Origin of the sequence: Sphaerobacter sp. (assembly GCF_019683595.1) — a bacterium.
GTDB lineage: Bacteria > Chloroflexota > Chloroflexia > Thermomicrobiales > Thermomicrobiaceae > Sphaerobacter.
The window spans coordinates 1-21,233 of sequence record NZ_JADGHZ010000048.1 but is presented as its reverse complement, the minus strand read 5'-3'; the positions used below and the strand labels follow the sequence as shown (position 1 = coordinate 21,233).

The 21,233-nt window shown below is 68.0% G+C and carries 17 protein-coding genes and 1 other RNA gene; 11 read left to right on the top strand and 7 right to left on the bottom strand.

The features are described from left to right. Positions 1 to 469: 469 nt before the first annotated feature. Positions 470 to 1,909, top strand: a complete 1,440-nt coding sequence (locus IRZ30_RS07390) for a CapA family protein (protein WP_294084250.1) — start codon at positions 470 to 472, stop codon at positions 1,907 to 1,909. Between the two features lie 116 nt (positions 1,910 to 2,025). Continuing rightward, entirely contained in the window at positions 2,026 to 3,630 is a 1,605-nt protein-coding gene (locus IRZ30_RS07385) for a thiamine pyrophosphate-binding protein (RefSeq protein WP_294084249.1), read from the top strand. A gap of 168 nt (positions 3,631 to 3,798) precedes the next feature. Here the strand turns inward: IRZ30_RS07385 and IRZ30_RS07380 are convergent, their stop codons facing one another. After that, positions 3,799 to 4,782: a GNAT family N-acetyltransferase gene (locus tag IRZ30_RS07380; protein ID WP_294084248.1), complete on the bottom strand. Its 984-nt coding sequence runs from the start codon at positions 4,780 to 4,782 to the stop codon at positions 3,799 to 3,801. Positions 4,783 to 4,956: 174 nt separating this feature from the next. Between IRZ30_RS07380 and IRZ30_RS07375 the strand changes: the two genes are divergently transcribed. The 4 genes from IRZ30_RS07375 to IRZ30_RS07360 are packed head-to-tail and all read left to right on the top strand — an operon-like array spanning position 4,957 to position 8,650. Continuing rightward, positions 4,957 to 5,730, top strand: a complete 774-nt coding sequence (locus IRZ30_RS07375) for a methyltransferase domain-containing protein (protein ID WP_294084247.1) — start codon at positions 4,957 to 4,959, stop codon at positions 5,728 to 5,730. Next, the gene (locus tag IRZ30_RS07370) at positions 5,727 to 6,929 is read left to right on the top strand and encodes an NAD(P)/FAD-dependent oxidoreductase (protein WP_294084246.1); all 1,203 of its coding nucleotides are present in this window, start codon (positions 5,727 to 5,729) and stop codon (positions 6,927 to 6,929) included. Before IRZ30_RS07375 ends, IRZ30_RS07370 begins: the two co-directional genes overlap by 4 nt. A 9-nt stretch (positions 6,930 to 6,938) precedes the next feature. Then, a complete protein-coding gene (locus tag IRZ30_RS07365; RefSeq protein ID WP_294084245.1) occupies positions 6,939 to 7,394 on the top strand; it encodes an SRPBCC family protein in 456 nt (151 codons plus the stop codon). Next, positions 7,391 to 8,650, top strand: a complete 1,260-nt coding sequence (locus tag IRZ30_RS07360; RefSeq protein ID WP_294084244.1) for a beta-ketoacyl synthase — start codon at positions 7,391 to 7,393, stop codon at positions 8,648 to 8,650. Before IRZ30_RS07365 ends, IRZ30_RS07360 begins: the two co-directional genes overlap by 4 nt. A gap of 190 nt (positions 8,651 to 8,840) precedes the next feature. On the opposite strand, the gene rho is transcribed toward IRZ30_RS07360, so the two are convergent. From rho to IRZ30_RS07340, 4 genes are all read right to left on the bottom strand, one after another. Further along, the gene (gene rho / locus IRZ30_RS07355; RefSeq protein ID WP_294084243.1) at positions 8,841 to 10,094 is read right to left on the bottom strand and encodes a transcription termination factor Rho; all 1,254 of its coding nucleotides are present in this window, start codon (positions 10,092 to 10,094) and stop codon (positions 8,841 to 8,843) included. Between the two features lie 530 nt (positions 10,095 to 10,624). Continuing rightward, on the bottom strand, positions 10,625 to 11,611 hold the full coding sequence (gene glpX / locus IRZ30_RS07350) for a class II fructose-bisphosphatase (RefSeq protein WP_294084242.1): 987 nt from the start codon (positions 11,609 to 11,611) through the stop codon (positions 10,625 to 10,627). A 41-nt stretch (positions 11,612 to 11,652) separates the two neighbouring features. Then, on the bottom strand, positions 11,653 to 14,553 hold the full coding sequence (locus IRZ30_RS07345) for a helicase C-terminal domain-containing protein (protein ID WP_294084241.1): 2,901 nt from the start codon (positions 14,551 to 14,553) through the stop codon (positions 11,653 to 11,655). Next, positions 14,550 to 15,728 carry a M20/M25/M40 family metallo-hydrolase gene (locus tag IRZ30_RS07340; RefSeq protein ID WP_294084240.1) on the bottom strand — a complete coding sequence of 393 codons (1,179 nt, stop codon included), beginning with the start codon at positions 15,726 to 15,728 and terminating at the stop codon, positions 14,550 to 14,552. The genes IRZ30_RS07345 and IRZ30_RS07340 overlap by 4 nt, the downstream gene beginning before the upstream one ends. 298 nt (positions 15,729 to 16,026) lie before the next feature. Here IRZ30_RS07340 and sdhC point away from each other — a divergent pair, with 298 nt between their 5' ends. The 5 genes from sdhC to IRZ30_RS07315 all read left to right on the top strand — a co-directional run bounded on the left by sdhC (position 16,027) and on the right by IRZ30_RS07315 (position 19,926). Beyond that, entirely contained in the window at positions 16,027 to 16,392 is a 366-nt protein-coding gene (sdhC, locus tag IRZ30_RS07335; protein ID WP_294084239.1) for a succinate dehydrogenase, cytochrome b556 subunit, read from the top strand. A 43-nt stretch (positions 16,393 to 16,435) separates the two neighbouring features. Beyond that, a complete protein-coding gene (locus tag IRZ30_RS07330; RefSeq protein ID WP_294084238.1) occupies positions 16,436 to 16,903 on the top strand; it encodes a succinate dehydrogenase hydrophobic membrane anchor subunit in 468 nt (155 codons plus the stop codon). Positions 16,904 to 16,906: 3 nt separating this feature from the next. Further along, positions 16,907 to 18,634, top strand: coding sequence for a succinate dehydrogenase flavoprotein subunit (gene sdhA, locus IRZ30_RS07325; RefSeq protein ID WP_294084237.1), 1,728 nt, complete (start codon positions 16,907 to 16,909; stop codon positions 18,632 to 18,634). After that, the gene (locus tag IRZ30_RS07320) at positions 18,634 to 19,335 is read left to right on the top strand and encodes a succinate dehydrogenase iron-sulfur subunit (protein WP_294084236.1); all 702 of its coding nucleotides are present in this window, start codon (positions 18,634 to 18,636) and stop codon (positions 19,333 to 19,335) included. The genes sdhA and IRZ30_RS07320 overlap by 1 nt, the downstream gene beginning before the upstream one ends. Before the next feature lie 111 nt (positions 19,336 to 19,446). Continuing rightward, positions 19,447 to 19,926 (top strand): hypothetical protein, encoded by a 480-nt coding sequence (locus tag IRZ30_RS07315; RefSeq protein ID WP_294084235.1) that lies wholly within the window; start codon positions 19,447 to 19,449, stop codon positions 19,924 to 19,926. A gap of 118 nt (positions 19,927 to 20,044) precedes the next feature. Here IRZ30_RS07315 and IRZ30_RS07310 read toward each other — a convergent pair whose 3' ends face one another. Next, positions 20,045 to 20,674, bottom strand: coding sequence for a dihydrofolate reductase family protein (locus tag IRZ30_RS07310; RefSeq protein ID WP_294084234.1), 630 nt, complete (start codon positions 20,672 to 20,674; stop codon positions 20,045 to 20,047). A gap of 233 nt (positions 20,675 to 20,907) precedes the next feature. Next, an RNA gene (gene ffs / locus IRZ30_RS07305) (signal recognition particle sRNA large type) lies at positions 20,908 to 21,171 on the bottom strand. Between the last annotated feature and the right edge of the window lie 62 nt (positions 21,172 to 21,233).

The following is a 21,233-nucleotide window of genomic DNA, read 5'->3' as shown; positions in this document are numbered from 1 at the left end:
CGGTGTCGCCGTGGGTTCGGTGGAGGACGCGCGTCGCTTCGCCGAGCTCGTCCCGGACCAGGTGCGGGTCTGGATCATGGAGCCGGCTGGGACCAGCGGCAAGTGACCGCCCGAGGCGGACCCGGCGCCGCTTGACACCGGAGAATCGAGTACCCTACCCTCTCCCCGCACGGCAATAGTAAGGGGGATGCGAGGGGATATGCTCAGCCGCCGCTCGTTCGTGACCGCCGTAGCCAGGGCGCTCGCCGGGATACTGGCTGCGGCGTGCAGCGGCCGGTCGTCAACAGGCCCGCGAGCGGCGGTGGCGCCGGAACCAACGCTCCAGGCGTCTCCAACGCCCCCGGCATCTCCCGCGCCCACGCCGACCGCCACGCGGTCACCGACACCAGCGCCGCCCCGCGTCTCGATCTGGATCGACCCCACACTCCCTCCACCCTTCGCCCGCTGTGCGCAGGAGGCGTTGGCGAGCTTGCAGAAGACGCTAGGCGACGCGAGGCTGGATCCGGCAACCAGCCCCGACGAGGCTGACGTGCGGGTCGCCCTGACGACCACACCAGCGGATGATGCGATCACCGTGGCGCGGGAACCCCTTGTCGTCGCCGTCTCCCCACGCCTGCCCGTGCGCGCCGTGAGCGCGGAACAGGCACGGAGCCTCCTCAGCGGCGCGACGCATGACTGGGCCGAAGTGGGTTCTCCGACCCCGAGGCCGGTCGTGCCACTGCCGCGGGACGCACCCGGCAGCCCCGCACCCGACTACGAGGCCCTCGTCGGGGAATTCGCAAGCGAACCGGGCGGCATCGCGCTGGTGCCGCTCTCAACGGTCGACTTCCGAGTCGGAACCCTGGTTATCGACGGACTTGACCCCGTGCGCCACCCGGACCAGGCGGAACCGTATCCGTTCCACCGCTACCTCGTGGTCGAGGGCGCCGACTCCGTCTCGGCGGACGACTTCGGCCCCCCGGCACAGCTTCTGCCCGACCAAGCCGTCACCATCACCATGGTCGGGGACATCATCCTTGGGCGGACGGTGCACACCATCATGACGCGCCTGGGCGACTTCACCGCGCCCTTCCACCTCGTCGCCGACGAGCTCAAAGCCGCCGATCTGACCGTGGGGGATCTGGAGTGCAGCCTCTCGGACACCATCCCACCGCCCACCGACCCGTACACGTTCTCATTCATGACGCGGACCGCCGGAGTGGAAGGGCTGCGCCTCGCCGGGATCGATGCCGTTTCCCAGGCAAATAACCACAGCATGAACTTCGGAGAAGGCGGGATGGTCGACACACTGGCCGCGCTCGAAGGGGCCGGGATCGTTCCCTTCGGCATCGGTCCTGACCTCGCCACTGCCCGTGCTCCGGCCATCTTCGACATCCGTGGCGTACGCGTCGCTTACCTGGGCTACGACGGCGTTACCGGTAACGTGTACGGCGCCACCGAATCGAGCCCGGGCACCGCCCCGATGGTGCTGGATTACATCGTTGCCGACATCGAGCAGACGCGCCAGCAGGCCGACCTCGTCATTCCCTTCATCCATTGGGGCGTCGAGTACACCCTCACCCCGAGCGACGAGCAGCGACTGATCGCGCGGCGGGCGATCGACGCCGGGGCCGCGCTCGTAGTCGGGTCGCACCCGCACTGGGTCCAGGGCATGGAGGTCTATCGCGGGAAGCCGATCGTCTACTCTCTGGGCAACTTCGTCTTCGATCAGGAGTGGTCGCTGGAGACGAAGCAGGGGCTGATCCTGCACCTCGCCTTCCATGGCACCCGTCTCGCTGCTCTGCGTTTCGTCCCAGTCCTCATCGAGAACTACTACCGCCCGCGCATCGTCGACGGACAAGAGATGACGACCATCCTCGACCGGGTCTGGGCGTCGACGGACGAACTCCTGGCCGCCCCACTCGAATGATGTGAGGCGCACGGCGCCACCGTATCGTAGAATGGCGCCCAGTCTTGCCATGCCAGGGATGTAGTGCGCGTGCGGCTGCGCAGCAGCCGACGCTTGGGAGGAGAGGGCGACGACACATGGGTGAGCGCGTAAAGGGCGGTCAGGCGGTGGTCAGGGCGCTGGAGGCCCATGGGGTGGATGTCGTGTTCGGCATCCCCGGAGTGCATACGCTCGAGATCTACGATGCGCTCCGTGACTCGCCGATCCGCCACATCCTCGCCCGCCACGAGCAGGGCGCGGGGTTCATGGCCGACGGCTACGCCCGTGCCTCCGGGCGCCCCGGCGTGGCGATTATCATCACCGGCCCCGGTATCACCAATGTTGCGACGCCGATCGGCGAGGCTTACTCCGACTCCATCCCGGTGCTGGTCGTCTCAGCGAACGTAGAGCAGGAGTGGGCCGGGAAGATGCTCGGTCACCTGCACGACCTCAAAGACCAGCTCGGAGTCATGCGCGCGGTCACGAAGTGGAACGACCGAGCCACCACCGTGCCCGCCGTTTCCCAATTGATCGCCGAGGCCTTCCGCCAGATGACGACCGGCCGGCCACGCCCGACGCACGTCGAGGTCCCGCTGGACGTCCTCCGCGCCTTCGGTGAGATTGAGGTGGCATCGCCCGAGCCGATCGCCCCGGTCGCTCCGGACCCGCAGGACGTCGAGCGCGCTGTAAGTGCCATTGCCGCAGCCGAGCGCGTGGTGATCTACGCGGGTGGTGGCGCGGTGGCGAGCGGTGCCCACCAGGCGATTACGGAACTGGCCGAGCGCCTCGGCGCGCCGGTCCTCACCTCGATCATGGGCAAGGGCTCGATCGCCGAGGACCACCCCATGGCGCTGGGGAACCTGTGGGAGCCTGGTAGCCCCGTGGAGGAGGTGCTGCGCGGCGCCGACCTGGCCCTGGTCATCGGCTCGAAGCTTGGCGCGCAAGACACCGACTACCAGCGCATGCCCATGCCGTCTACGATCATCCGAGTGGACATCGACCCCGAGGAGATCGGCCGCAACTATGCACCCACCCAGGCGATCGTCGCCGACGCGGCACTGACGGTTCGCGCCCTGGTAGACCACCTGGCAGCACGGGGAGTCAGCAAGCAGAGCTGGAAACCTGAGCAGGTCGCCGACATCCGCCAGCGGGCACGCGCCGTGGCCTGGGGCGCCGAGCAGCAGCCCTACGTCGACGCGCTGCGGTCGGCGATTCCCCGAGACGGCATCCTCGTCACCGACATGACGATGATGAGCTACGTTTCCTGCCGCCTTTACCCGGTCTACGAGCCACGCACCTTTTTCTTCCCGGCGGGCTACGGCACGCTCGGCTTCTCACTCCCCGCCGCCATCGGCGCCAAGATCGCGCGCCCCGACGCGATGGTGGTCCCGATCGTGGGCGACGGCGGGTTCCAGTTCACCATGCAGGAGGTGGCCACCGCCGTTCAGTTCCGCCTCGGCCTGCCCATTGTCATCTTCAACGACTCAACCTACACGGCGGTGAAGGAGACTCAGGCGCGCGAGTTCGATCGTCGTTTCATCGCGGTGGATCTGGTCAACCCCGATTACGTCAAGCTTGCAGACGCCTACGGGATCCCCGGCGTCCGCGCCGAGTCCCCCGATGCATTGGCCGAGGCGATTCGCGCGGCCGCGCGGCGCGACCTCCCCACGATCATCGACACGCCCATCCACTTCGATTACTGACCATGAAGAAGGGCCACTCCGGTCGAATATTTCGTATCCGACCGGAGTGGCCCGCGCACTGCCGTCCCTGGCTTGCCACGGCGCTCCCTCCCGAATCAGGCAGGGTCCTACCTTGGGCGCACCAAGTCGCTCGGTTGCCTTCCGCGCGAGGAAGGAGCAAACGTCGCGTCACGACTGTTCCGCCGTGGTGCTCAGGTCGATCCCAGGGCGGATCTCCTTCCGGTGGAGGATGTAGTTCTGCTTGACCTCCATCCCCGCGCGCCGGTAGAGCCGAGGGGCGCCCGTCCTGCTCTCCGAGTCCACGCTGAGCTCCACCTCCCGCACGCCACGACGGTAATAGACACCGAAGACGTCCCGCAGGAGGGCCAGCCCGATCCCCCGCCCCCGCCAGGGTCGCCGCACGCCGACCGAGCCAATCCATCCCTTGCCGGAGATCTCCTGCCCGAGGCACGTCCCGACGATCTGCCCGGAATCGGTTTCGATCGCCAGACGCCAGAGCTCAGGGTCCTTTCGCTCCGACTGCGTCATCGAAAGCCAGCGCTCGAAGGTGCTGGGTGGCCGCCCCCAGATATCGCTGAACGCCTCCTCGACGGCTTCGAAGGTCGCCCGCTCATCCTGTCCGGGTACGAACGTCCGCACCGTGATTCCTTCCGGCCACTCCGGCGCGGGTGGGGGCTGATCGAGCGTGATCGCCATGAGCCAGATATCTCGCACCGGGCGGTAGCCGTGCCGCTCCATCAGGCGGAGCGCCGCCGTGTTCGTCGACCGGATGTAGTGCTGCACCGTGACCTGCGCCTCCGCCCGTGCCAGGTGCATCCGCTCCCTGATCCACGCTTCGCCCCACTGAACCAACCAGCTACCTAGTCCCAGGCCCCGATACCGCGGGTGGACGGACCCGTACACCGAGAGTTGCACATACCGCCGGTTGAGCACATCGGCGTACGCCGCAGCCGTGCCGTCCGGAGCAACGACGAGCACCGCGTCCTGCTCGGGGTCGAGCCCTTCCCAGTCGCGCAGTACCTCTTCCGCCGACGCGTCCGGCTCGTCGCCATCGGCCTCCTGGCACGCTGCGATCAGCCCGGCAATCGCAGGGGCGTCGGCCGGCACGGGCGCACGCGCGATGAATCCATCTGGGAGCGTGCGAGCAGCCACGGTCTTGCCTCCTTGCCACATTGTCATTTCCTCGGCCGGCATCGCGGCCACGCCGGGCAATCATGGCGGTTGCGCCCGCGGGAGGCAATCCCCAGCGCGCCGCTGGCTCGAAAGCTGCGATACATGCCACCCTGACCGGGAACGACCAGCTTCCGCGAGCGGTGGGAGTGCCTGATGGACATCGGGTCCAAACGCCAGAGCCCGCTGCACGTCCCCACCCGGCTCGTGCGCAGCCGGTGGATCTGGCCGATGCAGCGCACCCCAAGTGCCGACCGGCCCGAACTGCTTGACCTCCCCGTTGTCGACCCGACCGCGCTTCAGGGCAACCTCGCGGATCTCGCCCGGGTTAATCGCTTCCTGGGCGGCATCCGGCTCTCTCAACGCGCGCTCGCCCGCCTTCTCGCCCCCTCCACGCCGGGAGACACCCTCCTCCTGCTCGACGTCGGCACGGGAGCGGGCGACATCCCCGCCGCGCTGATCGAATGGGCGCACCGCCGGGAGATCCGCCTTCATGTCGTCGGCGTCGATCGCAGCGTCGTCATCCTCCAACACGCGCGCAGCACAGCACCGAGCCCCGGGCTCGTCGCCGCCGATGGAGGCCGTCTCCCCCTCCGCGACGGCGCCGTCGACGTCGCACACTGTTCGCTGCTGCTACACCACCTCGACCCGCCCGACGCGATCCCGCTCCTCGCCGAGATGGCCCGCGTCGCCCGCCGGGGGGTGATCGTCAACGACCTGTTGCGCAGCCGGATCGGCTTTGCCGGAGCCTGGCTCCTCGGCCGCATCGCGACGAGGAACCCGCTCACGCGCCACGACGCGCCGCTGTCCGCGCGGCGTGCCTACACCTTGGCCGAGATGACCGATCTGCTCGCGGCAGCCGGGCTCCGCCTCGTCGCCGCGGATACCTACCTCGGCTACCGGGCTGCCCTGACGGTGGTGGCGCCATGAGCCGGTTGGATGCCGACGTCATCGTCGTCGGGGCCGGTCCGGCCGGCGCAGCCACCGCGGCGCATCTGGCATGCGCGGGTTGCGACGTGCTCCTCCTCGACCGCGCCACCTTCCCGCGCGAGAAAGCGTGCGCCGAATACCTCAGTCCCGGAGTCGTCGAGCAACTCGACGACCTTGGCGTCCTCGACGCGGTGGCCGAGCGTGGCGGGCAGTGGCTGCGCGGCATGCGGGTCGGCACCGCCCGCGGCGAGATCCACCTGGACTTCGCGGCATCCGACCCACCGCGCCGTGGCCTGGGCATCCCTCGGCTCGTCCTCGACCAGATCCTGGTCGAACATGCCGTGGCAGCCGGGGCGCGCATGTGGGAGCGAACCCGCGTCCGCGGCGTTGTGGTGGAAGACGGGCGAGTCGTCGGCGTTGCGGTGTCCGCTACGGGATCGCACGGGGGCGACGCAGTGCTCCGTGCCCGCTTCGTCGTTGGCACCGACGGCGTGCACTCCACCATCGCCCGGTCGCTGGGCCTCACCCGCCCCGTCCGCTGGCCCCGCCGCCTGGGCCTCGTCGCGCGCTACGCGGGTGCCACCCGCCTCGACGGCACCGGGCACATGCGCGTCGGTCCAGATCTCTACTGCGGACTGGCGCCGGTCGGCGACGGCGTCGTGAATGTCGGGTTGGTTGGACCGCTGGGCAGAAAGCCGCCCGGAGAGCCGACGTCGGCCTACTTCGAGCGCTGCCTCGCCGAAGTGCCCGGGGTCTCGGAAGCGCTGGAGGGTGCGCAGCGCGTCACGCCGGTCCGCGGCGTCGGCCCGCTGGCGAGCCGCGTCCGCCGCGTGGCTGGTCCCGGCTACCTGCTCGTCGGCGATGCGGCGGGATTCCTCGACCCGTTCACCGGCGAAGGGATCTTCCGAGCGCTTCGCGGCGCCGCGCTGGCCGCGGACGCACTGGTGTCCGCGCTGGCACGCGGCGACACCGTCGCAACCGGGTATGCCGATGCCCGGCGCGCCGCGTTCCGCGACAAGGCCGCGCTGTGCCTGCTGATCCAAGGATTCCTTGGGGCACGGCCGCTGCTTGACTATGCGCTGGCTCGCATCGCCGAACGCCCGGATATCGAAGCCCGCCTGACGGGCGTGCTCGGCGACTTCGCACCCGCGCGCCCGGCGCTTCACCCGGGATTCCTCTGGGCACTGCTGAAACCGTAGGGGGAGCCGATGCACACCGCAAACGATATCGTCATCCACGCCGATCCCACCACCGTCTACGAGCTGGCGGCCGCGGTCGAGCGCTGGCCCGACATCCTCCCCCACTACCGCTGGGTCCGTGTCCTGCGCGACGACGGACACGAGCGTCTGGTCGAGATGGCCGCCCGACGCGACGCCATCCCCGTTCGCTGGCGCGCGGTGCAGGTGCGGGAGCCGGCGATCCCGCGCATCAGGTTCCGGCATGTTGGTGGGGTCACGAAGGGCATGGACGTCGCCTGGCTCTTCGAACCCGGCCCGGACGGCCTGACCGTCCGCATCGTCCACGATTTCGACCCTCCCTGGCCTGTGATCGGCGGGCTGGTCGCCGAGCGCATCATCGGGCCGCTCTTCGTGGAGAACATCGCCGGGAAGACGTTGCGACGGATCAAGGAACTGGCCGAGATGAAGGCGGGGGTGCCGGGATGAGCGAGCCTGGCGCCGGGCGCCGCGTGGTTGTAACCGGGATCGGCGCCGTCACGCCGATCGGGTTTGGGCGAGAGGGCCTGTGGCGCGGGCTGCGCTGTGGGCAGCCGCGGGTGCGGACCATCACCCGCTTCGACCCGGCGCCGTTCCGATCCCAGGTCGCGGCCGAGATTGACGGCTTCGTGGCCTCCGACCACGTGTCCGCCGAGCGCGCCCGGCGCGCCGATCGCTGCACCCACCTGGCAGTGGCTGCAAGCCGGATGGCACTCGCCGACGCAGGGCTCGATGCCCCTCGCGACCGTGCCGTTCGCCGCGCAGCGGTCTTCGTCGGCAGCGCACTCGGCGGCGTCCCGTTCGGCGAGGAGCAGCATGCGCGCTTCCTCAGCCGCGGCATCCGCGCCGTTGAGCCGGCCCTCGCCCTGACCGTCTTCGGCGGTGCGCCCGCGGCCGCCGTCGCCATCGAGTTCGGCCTGACCGGCCCGATCGTCGGGAACGCGAACTCCTGCGCCTCGGGCGCGGTCGCCATCGGAGAAGCCGCCCGCGCGATCCGGCACGGGACGGTCGACGTGGCCCTCGCCGGCGGGTCTGAGGCGCCGCTGGCGCCATTGACGTTCGGCGCCTTCGACCTCATCCGGGCCCTGTCGACCCGCAACGCCGACCCGGCCGGCGCGAGCCGGCCCTTCGACCGGGAACGGGACGGCTTCGTGATGGGCGAAGGGGCAGTCATCCTCGTCCTGGAGTCCTTGGAGCACGCCCTGCGGCGCGGTGCACAACCGTACGCCGAGGTTCTCGGCTACGGCGCGACGAACGACGCCTATCACATGGTCCGCCCACTGCCCTCGGGGCACCAGGCCGCGCGTGCAATGGTCCTGGCGCTGCGCGACGCGCGACGATCCCCGAGCGAGGTCGGCTACATCAACGCGCACGCGACCTCGACCCCTCTCGGCGACGCGGCCGAGACACGCGCCCTCCGGCACGTCTTCGGCGCTGCGCCCAAACAGCCTACGGTGAGCGCGACGAAGGGACTGTACGGGCACCCGCTGGGCGCCAGCGGCGCGATCGAGGCGGCCATCACCGCCCTTGTCCTTGCCCGTGGCTGGCTTCCGCCGACCACCAACCTCGACAACCCCGATCCCGCCTGTGCCGTGCACCACGTTCCACCCAATGGATGCCCTGCCCAGGTCGCGGTCGCGATGACGAACTCCTTCGGCTTCGGCGGGATCAACGCCAGCCTCGTCTTGGGCCGTTTCATGGAGTGAATGCCGTCGAGGGTTGCTGGACGCGAGGTGACGACGTGCGCGCGTCACGGCGCCCAACGCTGGCAAACCCTCCAGCCGCAGATAGGCCGAGCCCTTCAAGGCAGCCAGTTTCCCGCTACCCGAACATGATTCGAGGCGGGCACGATGCCCGCCTCGAGATCCATTGTTCGCTGCTTGAGCCGCGCTCGGACTAGAGATCCTTGGTGAGCGTCGCCAGGAACTCGGCGTTGTTGGCCGTCTTGGCCAGCCGCCCGAGCACCAACTCGGTCCCCTCGGTTCCGCCCAGCATCGAGACCATCCGGCGCATCGTCCAGACCTGACGCAGCGTCTGCTCGTCGAGGAGCAGCTCCTCGCGCCGGGTCCCCGACCGCTGAATGTCGATGGCGGGGTAGATGCGGCGCTCCGCCAGCTTGCGGTCCAGGTGCAGCTCCATGTTACCGGTCCCCTTGAACTCCTCGTAGATGACGTCGTCCATGCGGGAACCGGTGTCGATGAGACAGGTGGCGATGATCGTCAGACTGCCGCCGCCCTCGATGTTGCGGGCCGCACCGAAGAAGCGCTTCGGCGGGTACAGCGCCACCGGGTCGATACCACCGGAGAGCGTGCGGCCGCTCGGCGGAACCGCCAGGTTGTAGGCCCGGGCGAGCCGCGTGATCGAGTCGAGCAGGATCACGACGTCCCGGCCCGACTCCACCAGCCGCTTGGCGCGCTCGAGGACCATCTCAGCAACCTTGGTGTGGTCCTCCACCGGCTCATCAAAGGTCGAGCTGATCACCTCACCGTCGACCGACCGCTTCATGTCGGTCACCTCTTCCGGCCGCTCGCCGATGAGACAGACGATGAGGTGGATGTCCTCGTAGTTCGTGGTGATGCCGTTGGCAATCGCCTTGAGCAGGATCGTCTTGCCCGCCTTCGGCGGCGACACGATCAACCCGCGTTGTCCGCGCCCAATCGGGGCGACGAGATTGAGCAACCGGGTCGAGAGGATGTTGGGCGAGGTTTCGAGGTTGATCAGCTCGAGGGGGAAGATCGGGGTCAGGCTGTCGAAGTTCGGCCTTCGTCGCGCTGTCTCCGGATCCATGCCGTTGACGGCTTCGACCCGCAACAGGCTGTAGTATTTCTCGTTCTCCTTCGGCGGTCGCACGTGCCCCGAGACCCAGTCCCCGGTGCGCAGCCCAAAGCGGCGGATCTGCGACTGCGAGACGTAGATGTCGTTGGGGCCGGGGAGGTAGCGCTCGCCGCGGAGGAAGCCGAATCCGTCCTCGATGATGTCGAGCACACCCTCGCCGTAGATGTTCCCCTGCTGCTCGGTCTGCGCCTGGAGCACGCGGCTGATCAGCTCCTGCTTCTTCATGCGGGAGAAGCCGGTGATCTCCAGTTCGCGCGCGATTTCATGCAGCTCATCGATGGTTTTCGACTCAAGTTCGTTGATGGTTACGGTCATTCCGTTCCTCTTCCCACACCAGCCGCCGCCGTGGTGGCTGAGCGGGCTGCGTGTTGTCCCTGAATCTCTTGTGGTGGTGCGTGGTGGTAATCGGTTGACGGCGGCCGGGAGCGGGCGCTCGCGCAGGTGGTGGGGATCGCACGCTCAGTTCCGGCGCGGCCGTGGCCACAACCGGTGCTCACTCCCACATGCGGCCACGACGGTGCCGCCCAGCGGAGCGAGCCTCCGGGGCAAGGTTGCAGGCGGTCCGGCACCACTAGTCCGGCAGCCATGCGCACGTCGCGTGACCACGTGTGGTTGACCTCTCATGCGCAGAAGATAAGTGCTCGTGAAGTGCTCCAGCCTCAATGACAGGCGAACACGTCGCGCGGGTCTGGGTTGCCGTTCGGCCCCGGCTGGGTTGCGCAGTGGACTCCGAAGCGTTACAGGGTGCCCTTCGGGACATTCCATACGGGAATCGCCAGCGGCGGGGATGAGGTCGCGGCACCGATCCCACCGGTGCCGCGACCAGTATAGCATGATGTCCTGTTCTAGTCAAATGGAACGGCGGCAAACTCCTGGAGCTTGCTGAGCCGGTGTGACGCCTGGATCCGCCGCACCGTCCCGGAGCGCGATCGCATCACCAGCGACTCCGTCGTCGCCCCCTCCGCCGTGTAGTGCACCCCGCGCAGGAGCTCCCCATCGGTGATGCCCGTAGCGGCGAAGAAGACGTTGTCGGACCGCACCAGATCGTCGGCGGTCAGCACCTGCTCCAGATCCAGCCCCGCCTCCAGCGCCGCACGGCGCTCGTCGTCGTTGCGAGGCCACAGCTTGCACTGGATCGCGCCACCCATGCACTTCAGCGCGGCCGCGGCGATGACCGCCTCCGGCGCCCCACCGATGCCCATCAGGACGTCGATGCCCGTCCCCGGCATGGCCGCCATCAGGGCGCCGGCAACGTCACCGTCGGTGATCAGCTTGATCCGCGCCTGGGTCGCGCGAATCTCGGCGATCAACTGCTCGTGGCGTGGGCGGTCCAGCACGACCACCGTCAGATCGCGCAGACGCATCCCTTTGGCATCCGCGATCCGCTGGAGGTTCTCCGCCACCGGCGCGTTGATGTCGATGGCGAACGCCGCCTCCGGCCCTACCGCGATCTTGTTCATGTACACGATTCCGGGCGGGTAGTACATCGAGCCGCGGTCCGCTAGCGCCACCACCGACAGGGAGTTCGGCATCCCGTTCGCCAACAGCCGGGTCCCGTCGATCGGGTCCACCGCCAGGTCGGCCTGCGGCGGATCCTTGGTGCCGACCTCCTCCCCGATGTAGAGCATCGGGGCTTCGTCCTTCTCGCCCTCACCGATCACCACGACGCCGTCCATGTGGACGGACTGGAGCATGGTCCGCATGCCGTTGACGGCCGCCTGGTCCGCAGCGTTCTTGTCGCCACGCCCCATCCAGCGCGCGGCCGCGAGCGCCGCGGCTTCGGTCGTCCGGACCAGCTCCAGCGCCAGGTTCCGGTCGATACTCGAACTCATCTGCGGCTGCCTCCACTCCCTCGGGCTTTGCCCGATCCCGATCAAACCGACGCCGAAGCCGACCGCGCCTGCAGCCACTCGGTCGCGCGCGCCGGCAACTCGGACGTCGGTCCTACCACCACCGTGCAGTCCGGTAGGGACCGCACGAACGATGACCCATAGCGTCGGCTTACCGTTCGTCGGTCGAGCACCACACAGACGCCTCGGTCGGTGCTGCTGCGGATCAGCCGGCCGAATCCCTGCTTGAAGCGCAGCACCGCCTGCGGAATGGCGTACGCATTGAAGGGGTCGTCGAAGAGCTCGCTGCGAGCCGCAAACACCGGGTCGCTCGGCACCGAGAAGGGCAGTCGCGTGATCACCAGCAGGCTCAGGGCGTCACCGACGATGTCTACCCCTTCCCAGAAGCTGTTGGTGCCGAGCAGCACCGTCTCCGGGTGGCTCTTGAGCCGGTCGATCAACTGGCGCGGGCTCCCATCCATGCGTTGCGCCAGCACCAGGATCCCCTCTGCCTCCAGCGGCCGTTTGATGGCCCGGTAGGTCGTCTGGAGCGCACTGTGGGAGGTGAAAAGGACCATGGCCCGACCGCGTGTCGCCTTGCAGAGGTCGATCAGCGCCTCCTGGACGTGGCGCTGGTGTCCCGGCTGCCCCGGTTCCGGTACGTCGTCGGCCAGGTAGAGGAGCGTCGTCGCCGGGTAGTCGAACGGCGACGGCACCTGAAGCTCATTCGCCTCCTCGATACCGAGGCGTTGCCGCACGTAGTCGAACGAGCCATCCGTCGTCAACGTCGCCGAGGTCAGCACCGTCGTGCGGCAGCGATCGAAGAGGTGCTCGCGCAGTACATCGCCCACGTGCAGCGGCGCAGCCGAAATGGCGACGTCGCCGTTGGCGACGTTCCGCGTGAGCCAGTAGATCGTGTCGGGGCTCGGGTTGGCGATCGCGCCCAGCACCCGCTCGATCAGTTCGTGCCCGGTGCGGATCAAGACCTCCAACTCGGTCGCCACTTCGTCGCGTTCGGGGATCTCCTCCTCACTGATCCCCTCCCACTCTCCCGCGGCCCAGACCAGCACTGCGACGATCTCACGCAGGCGCCCCGCCACCTGGTCCCACGAGACCTCAATCGTGCTCCAGCCCGGATCGTGCCGCACGGCGTCGGTCAGGCGCAGGCGCCGGTCGTGCTCGCTCTGGCCGGCCTGGTACCGCTCCACGAAGTCCCCGAGCGCGTGGAAGAAGCGCTCGATCTCGTCGCTCACCTCGCGCGCGGTACGGACCAACCCGTCCAACTGCGGCTGCAGCGACGCCGCAATCTCGCGGGCGAGCGGCACGCGGGCGTTCGCCACCACGCTCCAAAGGCCGCCGAGCGCACCACCGAGGGCGCCGTCGTCGTCCCGCGTGACGCAGCGGGACACGAAGTCGAGGACGCGGTGGCGGCTGATGCTGAAGCCGAGCTGCGTCGTCGCTTCGTCCTCCAGGTTGTGCGCCTCGTCGATGATGAGGTGGCGGTACGGCGGCAGAACGTTATTCGCCGCCAGCATATCCGACAACAGCAGCGCGTGGTTGACGACGATGACGTGCGCGCTCTCGGCCTTGTGGCGCGCCCGGTAAAGAAAGCACTGGTTCCGCCGGTGGAAGATGCACCGGCCTGGGACGCAGCTCCCCTCCTCCTCGGCCAGCGCCAACCAGTACACCTGCTCCTCCGGGGAGAGGTGCAGCTCCGCGCGGTCTCCCGTCTCCGTCTGTTGGAGCCAGGTCAGGATCTTCGCGTAGAGCGTGGCCCGCTCGGGCGATACGGACGGTTCACGCTGTGCCAGGAACCACCGGCGCAGACAGAGATAGTTCGAGCGGCCCTTGAGAAGGGCCGCCTCGAAGGATGCCACGCGCTCCAGCTCCGGCTGGGTGCGGGCCATCTCCTTGAGCGCTCGTCGCAGGTCCGGCAGGTCCTTGCGGAAGAGCTGGTCCTGCAGGGCGATGGTATTGGTGGAAATCACCACGGGCTCGCCGCGGGTCACGGCGTGGAGAATGGCCGGGAGCAGGTACGCCAGCGACTTGCCGGTCCCCGTTCCGGCTTCGATCAGGTACGTCCCGCCCTGGTTGAAGCCTTCGGCCACGGCCTCCAGCATCGCGACCTGCTGCGGCCTCGGCTCGTAGCCGGGGAAGGTCTGCGCCAGTGCACCCCCCGGTTCCGTCCAGGCCCGGAGCGCCTCAACGTCGATCGGCTCGTCGGAGCCGGTCGGCTCCAGGCGTTGGGGGCGGTCCCGCTGGAACAGAAACAGCACCTCAGGCCCGCCGCGGCTCATCCCGGTCTTCGCCATCAACTGCGCCGCGATGGTCCCGTGACCCATGCCGTCCAGGCTCGCCACCTCACGCCGCGCCTCCGCGAACAGCCGCGCCAGCGGCGACCCGGCTACGCGCGCCAGCTCAGCCAGCCGCGCCAGGGTCTCCGCGTCGTGGCTGAGGAGAATATCCTGGAGGCCCAGGAAAACGGCCATGGTCGTCTCGACGTCCGCCATCGCGCGGTGCTGGTGCGGGACCGAGACGCCCAATCGCGCCGCGATGGTGGCCAGGTTGTAGGCCGGCAGGTCCGGGATCAAGATGGTGGCCAGTTGAAACGTATCGTAGAGCGGGTTTTGCAGCCGCAGCCCGGCCCCGGCAAGCATCTGGATGTCGAACTCCGGCGATTGCCCGACGATTGGGTGGTTCCGCACGAAGTCCCGCAACCGGGGCGCCACCACCGGGAAGATCGGTGCACGACGCACATCTTTGGCGCCGATGCCGGTCAGGCTGGTGATGTTGAACGGGATCGGGCCGCGGGGACGCACCAGGCTCTCCCAGCGGTCGAGCACCCGGTCGTTGCGGAACTTGATCGCCGCGATCTCAATGATCTCGTCCCGCTCCGGGTCCATCCCCGTCGCTTCGAGGTCCAGCGCGACGTAGATCCCGCTCACCGCGACGGCCTCTCCCCGTCGACGCGTTTGCTGCCCTGCGCCTCGCCCACAAAACGCTCGGCAATGAGCGCCAGTTGCACCAGCCCCACCGCCGCCGGCGCGATCTCGATCTCCTCGTCGGTGCGGTGAGCGCGCGCGCCGTGGCTGAGGCCGATACACACCGCCGGTATCCCGCGGGCAATCGGGATGTTCGCATCGGTGCTCGACGCGTTCAGCTCCGGCTGGAAGCCGAGCTGTTCCAGCACCTCCACCGCCAGGCGGACGAGCGGCGACGAGGGCGGCACCGAGCCGGCCGGTCGCTCGCCCAACACCTCGATCTCGGTCGAAACCCGGTCGGTCCGGCGGCGCTCGACGATGCGCGTGACCTCCTGCGCCAGCCAGGCGAGCCGGTCGGGGTCGGTCGAGCGCATGTCGATCACGGCCGAGGCGCGCGGCGCGATCGTGTTGACCGACACCCCACCCTCGATGAGCCCCACGTTGTAGGTCGTCTTGGGCTGCAGCGGCACCGGGATCATCGAAATCTCCTGGATGATCCCCGCGAGCTCGTGGATCGCGCTCGGCTCGCCGAACGCACCCCAGCTATGTCCACCCGGCCCGGTCACCGTCACCCGGATGCGCTTGGACCCGACTGCGATGTGGGTGACGCGGCCCAGGTTGTGCCCTTCGACCGCGATGACGCCACCCAACTCCGGCTCAAAGCGATCGACGGCCGCCTTAATGCCGCGCAGGTTGCCGAGTCCCTCTTCCCCGACATTCGCGACCAGGAGCAGGTCGCCAGGGGTGGTGATGCCTGCCGCCTCAAGGAGATCCACCAGAACCAGGAGACCGGCGACGCCGAGGCTGTTGTCCCCGATACCGGGTCCGGTCAGTACCCCGTCGGATCGCTGGACGGTGATCGGGGTGCCTGGCGGGAAGACCGTATCGGTGTGCGCCGCCAACATCAACGTCGCCCCTCGCCCGCTCCCCGGGCGGCGGGCGTAAACATTCGGGAGGTCGTCGACCTCCACCGCCAGCCCGCGCTCCTCGAACGCGCGCGCCACCCAACGGGCGCGCTCGGTCTCGTGGTAGGTCGGGGCCGGAATCAAACAGATCTGCTCGGTCAGTTCGGCGAGGCGCGGCAGCAGGCTATCGGCAAGCCGCCGAAGCTGTGCGAGCCTGGCTTCCCGTTCGGACACGTGTTGTCCCTCTCAACGCTTCGCTGGCCACGCGAGCCACAGGGGTGTGCGAGATGCCGGCTCCGGGTACCCGGCCCTGGGGACGGAGGGAGCCGCCACCGGTTCCGGTCGACCATGCCGGCAGGCAAGACGCTGGCATTATAGCAGAGGTACTTCCCGCGCTCGCCGAAACCAATCAGCCGTGTTGACAGGCCCGGCGAACCGCCGTAGATTTGCGACGGCTGCCGCAATGGGAGCCGGCGGCGCGGCATGGGCCGCGCGCTGGGGCCAAGAGGACGCTGGAGCAGGGGGACCGCGAGTGGCATCAAACTATCGCGGGTACCGGCCACCACAGGGGATGGTGTCCTGGGCACTACACCGCCTGGCCGGTCTCGGGGTGCTGGTCTTTTTGTTACTGCACATCGTTGATATCTTCGCTGTGGGCTACGGCCCGGAGGCGTTCAACGACCTGTTGTTCATCTATCGCCATCCGATCTTCCGCGCCGGCGAGGTGATCTTGGTCGCCGGGCTCTATTACCACGCACTGAACGGGATCCGCATCATTCTGGTGGACTTCTGGTCGAAGGGCTGGAAGTACGAGCGGCAGATGTTCTACGCAGTGGTCGCCCTCTTCCTCCTCAGCTTCATCCCCACGGCGATCTTGATGCTGCGGCCGCTCTTCTAGCCGGGTTGCGGCCGTCGGGCCGCGGCGCATGGGAGGTTCAACGGTGGTTCAAGTCCCCACGGGTAGCGGTCCGGATCAGGTCAGTGCCGCCCCACGATCCGCGCGGCGCGCACCGATCCCGCGCGTCGGCCGCGAGCGCCCCACGGGCAGCAACTTCGAGCTGTATTCCTGGTACTTCTTCCGGGTCAGTGGCCTGCTGCTGATCTTGCTGGCTGTCACCCACGTGGTCATCATGCATGTGGTCAACACGGTCGACGAGATCAACTACGACTTCGTGGTCGACCGCTGGAACTCGCCATTCTGGCGCGGGTTTGACTGGCTCATGCTCATCCTGGCGCTACTGCACGGGCTGAACGGTGCGCGGATCGCGGTTGACGACTACGTGCGGCCGCGTGGGTGGCGCGTCTTCGCCCACTCCGTTCTCTGGAGCGCCGCGATCATCTTCTTGATTATCGGTTCCATCGCGATCGTCACGTTCAACCCCGAAGCCGTCGTAACGGCAGGGAGATGAGGCATGTACCATCGATTTGACGCCGTCATCGTCGGCGCCGGCGGGGCCGGGCTCATGGCCGCCGCCCAGCTCGCCGGGAAAGCCAACGTGGCAGTCATTAGCAAGCTCTACCCCACGCGGTCCCACACCGGGGCGGCTCAGGGCGGGGTGGCGGCCGCGCTGGGCAACCTCGAAGAAGACCACTGGATCTGGCACATGTTCGACACGGTCAAGGGGGGCGACTACCTCGTTGACCAGGACGCCGCCGAGGTCCTCGCCCGCGAGGCCATCGACGCCGTCTACGAACTCGAGCACATGGGCCTCCCCTTCAACCGTACGCCGGACGGCCGGATCGACCAGCGGCGCTTCGGTGGGCACACCCGCAACTTCGGCGAGGGGCCGGTGCGCCGCGCCTGCTACGCCGCCGACCGCACCGGTCACATGATCCTCCAAACCCTCTATCAGCAGGGGATCAAGCATCAGGTCACCTTCTTCAACGAGATGATGATGCTGGACCTGCTGATCACCGACGACGGCGTGTGCACCGGGGTCGTGGGGTATGACATCCACTCCGGCGAGATTCACGTCTTCCACGCCAAGGCGGTCCTGCTGGCGACCGGTGGCTTCGGGCGCGTCTTCAAGGTCACCAGCAACGCGCTCTCGCTCGCCGGGGACGGCTGCGCCATCGCCTTCCGGCGCGGCCTGCCGCTGGAGGACATGGAGTTCTTCCAGTTCCACCCCACCGGGATCTACAAGCTCGGCATCCTCCTGTCCGAGGCCTGCCGCGGCGAGGGCGGCATCCTGCGCAACGACAAGGGTGAGCGCTTCATGGAGAAGTACGCGCCCACCCTGCTCGACCTCGCCCCGCGTGACATGGTCTCCCGCAGCATCTACATGGAGATCCGTGAGGGCCGGGGGATCAACGGCCAGGATTACGTCCACCTGGATCTGACGCACCTGCCCGCCGAGGTCATCGAGACCAAGTTGCCGGACATCACCGACTTCGTTCGCACCTACATGGGCCTCGACCCGGTCAAGGATCTCATCCCGATCCAGCCGACGGCCCACTACAGCATGGGCGGTATCCCGACCGACGTGGACGGCCGGGTCACCATCGACGAGGAGAACACGGTCCTGCCTGGGCTGTACGCGGCCGGCGAGTGCGCCTGTGTCAGCGTCCACGGCGCCAACCGGCTCGGCACCAACTCGCTGGTCGACCTGATCGTCTTCGGCCGGCGCGCCGGGCGGCATATGCTGAAGACCATCAACGAGAACGACTTCCACCCGCTGCCCAAGGAGCCCGACTTCCGCGCCCGCGCCGAGGTCAGCGCCCTCCTCGAGGGCGACGGCACCGAAAACGCCAACGTCATCCGCGAGGAACTGCAAGAGGCCATGTTCCGCGACTGCGGCGTCTTCCGCACCGCGGAGGGCTTGACCTCCCTGCGCGAGAAGCTGACCGAGTTGCGGCACCGCTACAGCCGGGTCGGTGTGCGGGACAAGAGCCGCACCTTCAACATGGACCTCGTTGAGACGATCGAAACGGGATATCTGCTGGACGTCGCCGAGGCCGTCGTCGCCGGGGCGCTCGCCCGCGAGGAGAGTCGCGGCGGTCACTTCCGCGAGGACTTCCCGCAGCGCGACGACGTCAACTGGCTCAAGCACACGTTGGCCTACCGTACGTCGGGTGGGATCGAGATGCGCTACAAGCCGGTCGTCATCACCCGGTTTGAGCCCAAGGAACGGAAGTACTGATGCAGGTACACCTGCGAATTCAACGCTTCAACCCTGAGGTCGACAGCAAGCCGTACTACGAGGACCACGAGGTCGAGGTCGAGCCGACCGACCGCGTCCTCGATGCGCTCAACAAGGTGAAGTGGTTCCACGACGGCACGCTCACGTACCGCCGGAGCTGCGCCCACGGCGTCTGCGGCTCCGATGCCATGCGCATCAACGGGCGCAACCGGCTCGCGTGCAAGGTGCTCATCCGCGACGTGGGCACCAACATCACCATTGAGCCGCTCGTCGGCTTCCGTGTCATCCGCGACCTGGTCGTGGACATGGAGCCCTTCTTCAACGCCTACAAGTCGGTGTTGCCCTTCCTCATCAACGACGACCCGGCGCCGACCACGGAGCGGCTGCAATCGCCAGAGGATCGCGAGCGCTTCGACGACACGACGAAGTGCATCCTCTGCGCGTGCTGCACCAGTTCCTGCCCGATCACCTGGACCAACGACGAGTTCGTCGGTCCCGCGGCGATCGTCAACGCGCACCGCTTCATCTTCGACAGCCGCGACCAGGGCGCGGCCGAGCGGTTGGCCGTGCTGAACCAGAAGTCGGGGGTCTGGCGCTGCCGCACCGTCTTCAACTGCACCGAGGCGTGCCCGCGTGGGATTCAAGTCACGCGTGCCATCGAGGAGGTCAAGCGCACCTTGCTGACCGGGGACGTGTCGTAGCGGCATCGTCGGGCGCGAGCGGGGGCGCTAGGCAGGCCCGCGTCACCGCCCACCCCACGGGTCGTAGCGGTACACGATGTCACTGAACGCTGGGGAGCGAGGAACGCGCGGATGCGCAATCCGCTGAGTTGGGACTATCTGAACGCACCGCTCTGGGATACGCCTGTCTGGGGGCCGTTCTCGATCGGCTTTGTCGCGCTCTGCGGCATAGGCTTCGTCGTGTCGCTGCTGGCGTACTACGATGTGGGACGGCTGTCCCGGCGCTACCCGATCGCCCGTGACGAGATCCAGCGCGGCGCCGCCATCGCCGCGGTGCTGTTCGGATTGGGCCTCTTCTTCTTCACGTTCCGGTTCCTCCACGTCAGCGCCTTCGGCTTCTACAAGCGCTTCTGGCTCTACCTGGTCCTCCTCGCGCTACTGGCCGAAGCTGCGTACTACATCTGGTGGGCTCGGACCGTCTACCCGGCCAAGGTGCGCGCGGCAGCCGCCGAGGAGCTCAAGCGCCGCTATCTCGAACCGGCCTCCAGCGGCCGCCGTCGTGGCGCGCGCCGGAGGAGGCGGTCGCAGGCTCGCGAGCGGGTGCGCTCGTAGCATCCGCCCTGCTGTTCGGAAGCTAGTGAGCCTCCCGGACCCTGCCGAATCATGCATCCGCTCGGCAGCGTCCGCGGAGGCTCTTCGTTCCTACCGCCGCGATTAGGCCGACGATGCGTTACTGTCCCGTTGGCTGATCTTCCAGGGCAAATGAGCCGTATGTGACGGCGCCCGCGCGCTCATACGTGGCGATGATCACGCCGGTCGTCGATACCCGGGAGTCGACGAGGCGGAGGTTGCCGGGGCGCGCTCCATCGCCGAACAACCGCTTCCCAGTCCCCAACGTCAGCGGGAAGATCATGACGCGGTACTCGTCGACCAGATCATGAGCTATCAGGGTCTGGACCAGTCGCGAACTCCCCTGTACCTGAAGCTCAGGCCCGTTCCCCTGCTTCAGCTCGGCAATTCGCTCTACCACGTTGTCGCGGATCAGGACCGCAGGCCCCCAATCCGCACTCTTCAGGGTGGTGGAGACGACGTACTTGGTGGCCGCGTTCAGCGGGCCGGCGCCCTCCGCCTCAGCGGCGTTGGGCCAGTGAGCCGCGAAAATCTCGTAGGTCTTCCGCCCGAGGAGGAGGTCGAACGGCTTGCTCATGGCCTCGCCCACGAACTGGCCCATTCGGTCGTCCCAGTAGTTGACCGACCATCCTCCATGGCGGAAGCCGCCCTCCGGGTCCTCGTTCGGCCCGCCAGGGGCCTGCATCACGCCGTCGAGAGTCAGGAAGGTATTCACAACTAGCTTTCGCACGTGGCGTGTCTCCCTTCGTCGGAAGGACCGGGCTCCCGACCGAGCGGTCGGACCACGCGCAACCGGTCCTACATCGTGGTCGAACGGGCACCACCGAAATCGACAGCGCCGTCCGCCCGATCACGGGAGAGCACCAAGAGCACAGGTCGTTCCAGGATCACGTCGCGAGGGCATCGAGGCAAACGAAAAGCGGACCGCCCATAAGGACGGTCCGCTTTGGTGTTCAAAGAAGGTCGTGCACCCTCTGTCGATCACGACCCTCCGGCTTGCACCGAGCCAGTTAGCTCCAGCCAGGCACCCCCACGTCACCCAAGGATGGCCACTTACGGCTGCTTCCTTCCGGACCTGACCGGGTTCGTGGGTCCTTGCCGCGTGGGACCCAACCTTCCTCACCACTTAGCCCGAGCAGTCCCACAAGGCCGGACCTCGAGAGGGAACTCAGCCCCGCTATAGCGGATTGCGGGTACAGGGCACCGCTAGTTCCCCGCCTAGCACGACCAGGACTTTATCATACCCGCCCCCACCCCTCCCGGCAAGGGGACGGCCACCCCCGCGCGGG

What these genes read in the sequence shown, in the direction of transcription:
- sdhA (WP_294084237.1), top strand. Translation starts at nt 16,907, where the DNA reads ATGTACCATCGATTTGACGCCGTCATCGTCGGCGCCGGCGGGGCCGGG.
- IRZ30_RS07315 (WP_294084235.1), top strand. Translation starts at nt 19,447, where the DNA reads ATGCGCAATCCGCTGAGTTGGGACTATCTGAACGCACCGCTCTGGGAT.
- rho (WP_294084243.1), bottom strand. Translation starts at nt 10,094, where the DNA reads ATGACCGTAACCATCAACGAACTTGAGTCGAAAACCATCGATGAGCTG.
- IRZ30_RS07320 (WP_294084236.1), top strand. Translation starts at nt 18,634, where the DNA reads ATGCAGGTACACCTGCGAATTCAACGCTTCAACCCTGAGGTCGACAGC.
- IRZ30_RS07370 (WP_294084246.1), top strand. Translation starts at nt 5,727, where the DNA reads ATGAGCCGGTTGGATGCCGACGTCATCGTCGTCGGGGCCGGTCCGGCC.
- IRZ30_RS07360 (WP_294084244.1), top strand. Translation starts at nt 7,391, where the DNA reads ATGAGCGAGCCTGGCGCCGGGCGCCGCGTGGTTGTAACCGGGATCGGC.
- glpX (WP_294084242.1), bottom strand. Translation starts at nt 11,611, where the DNA reads ATGAGTTCGAGTATCGACCGGAACCTGGCGCTGGAGCTGGTCCGGACG.
- IRZ30_RS07365 (WP_294084245.1), top strand. Translation starts at nt 6,939, where the DNA reads ATGCACACCGCAAACGATATCGTCATCCACGCCGATCCCACCACCGTC.
- IRZ30_RS07385 (WP_294084249.1), top strand. Translation starts at nt 2,026, where the DNA reads ATGGGTGAGCGCGTAAAGGGCGGTCAGGCGGTGGTCAGGGCGCTGGAG.
- IRZ30_RS07375 (WP_294084247.1), top strand. Translation starts at nt 4,957, where the DNA reads ATGGACATCGGGTCCAAACGCCAGAGCCCGCTGCACGTCCCCACCCGG.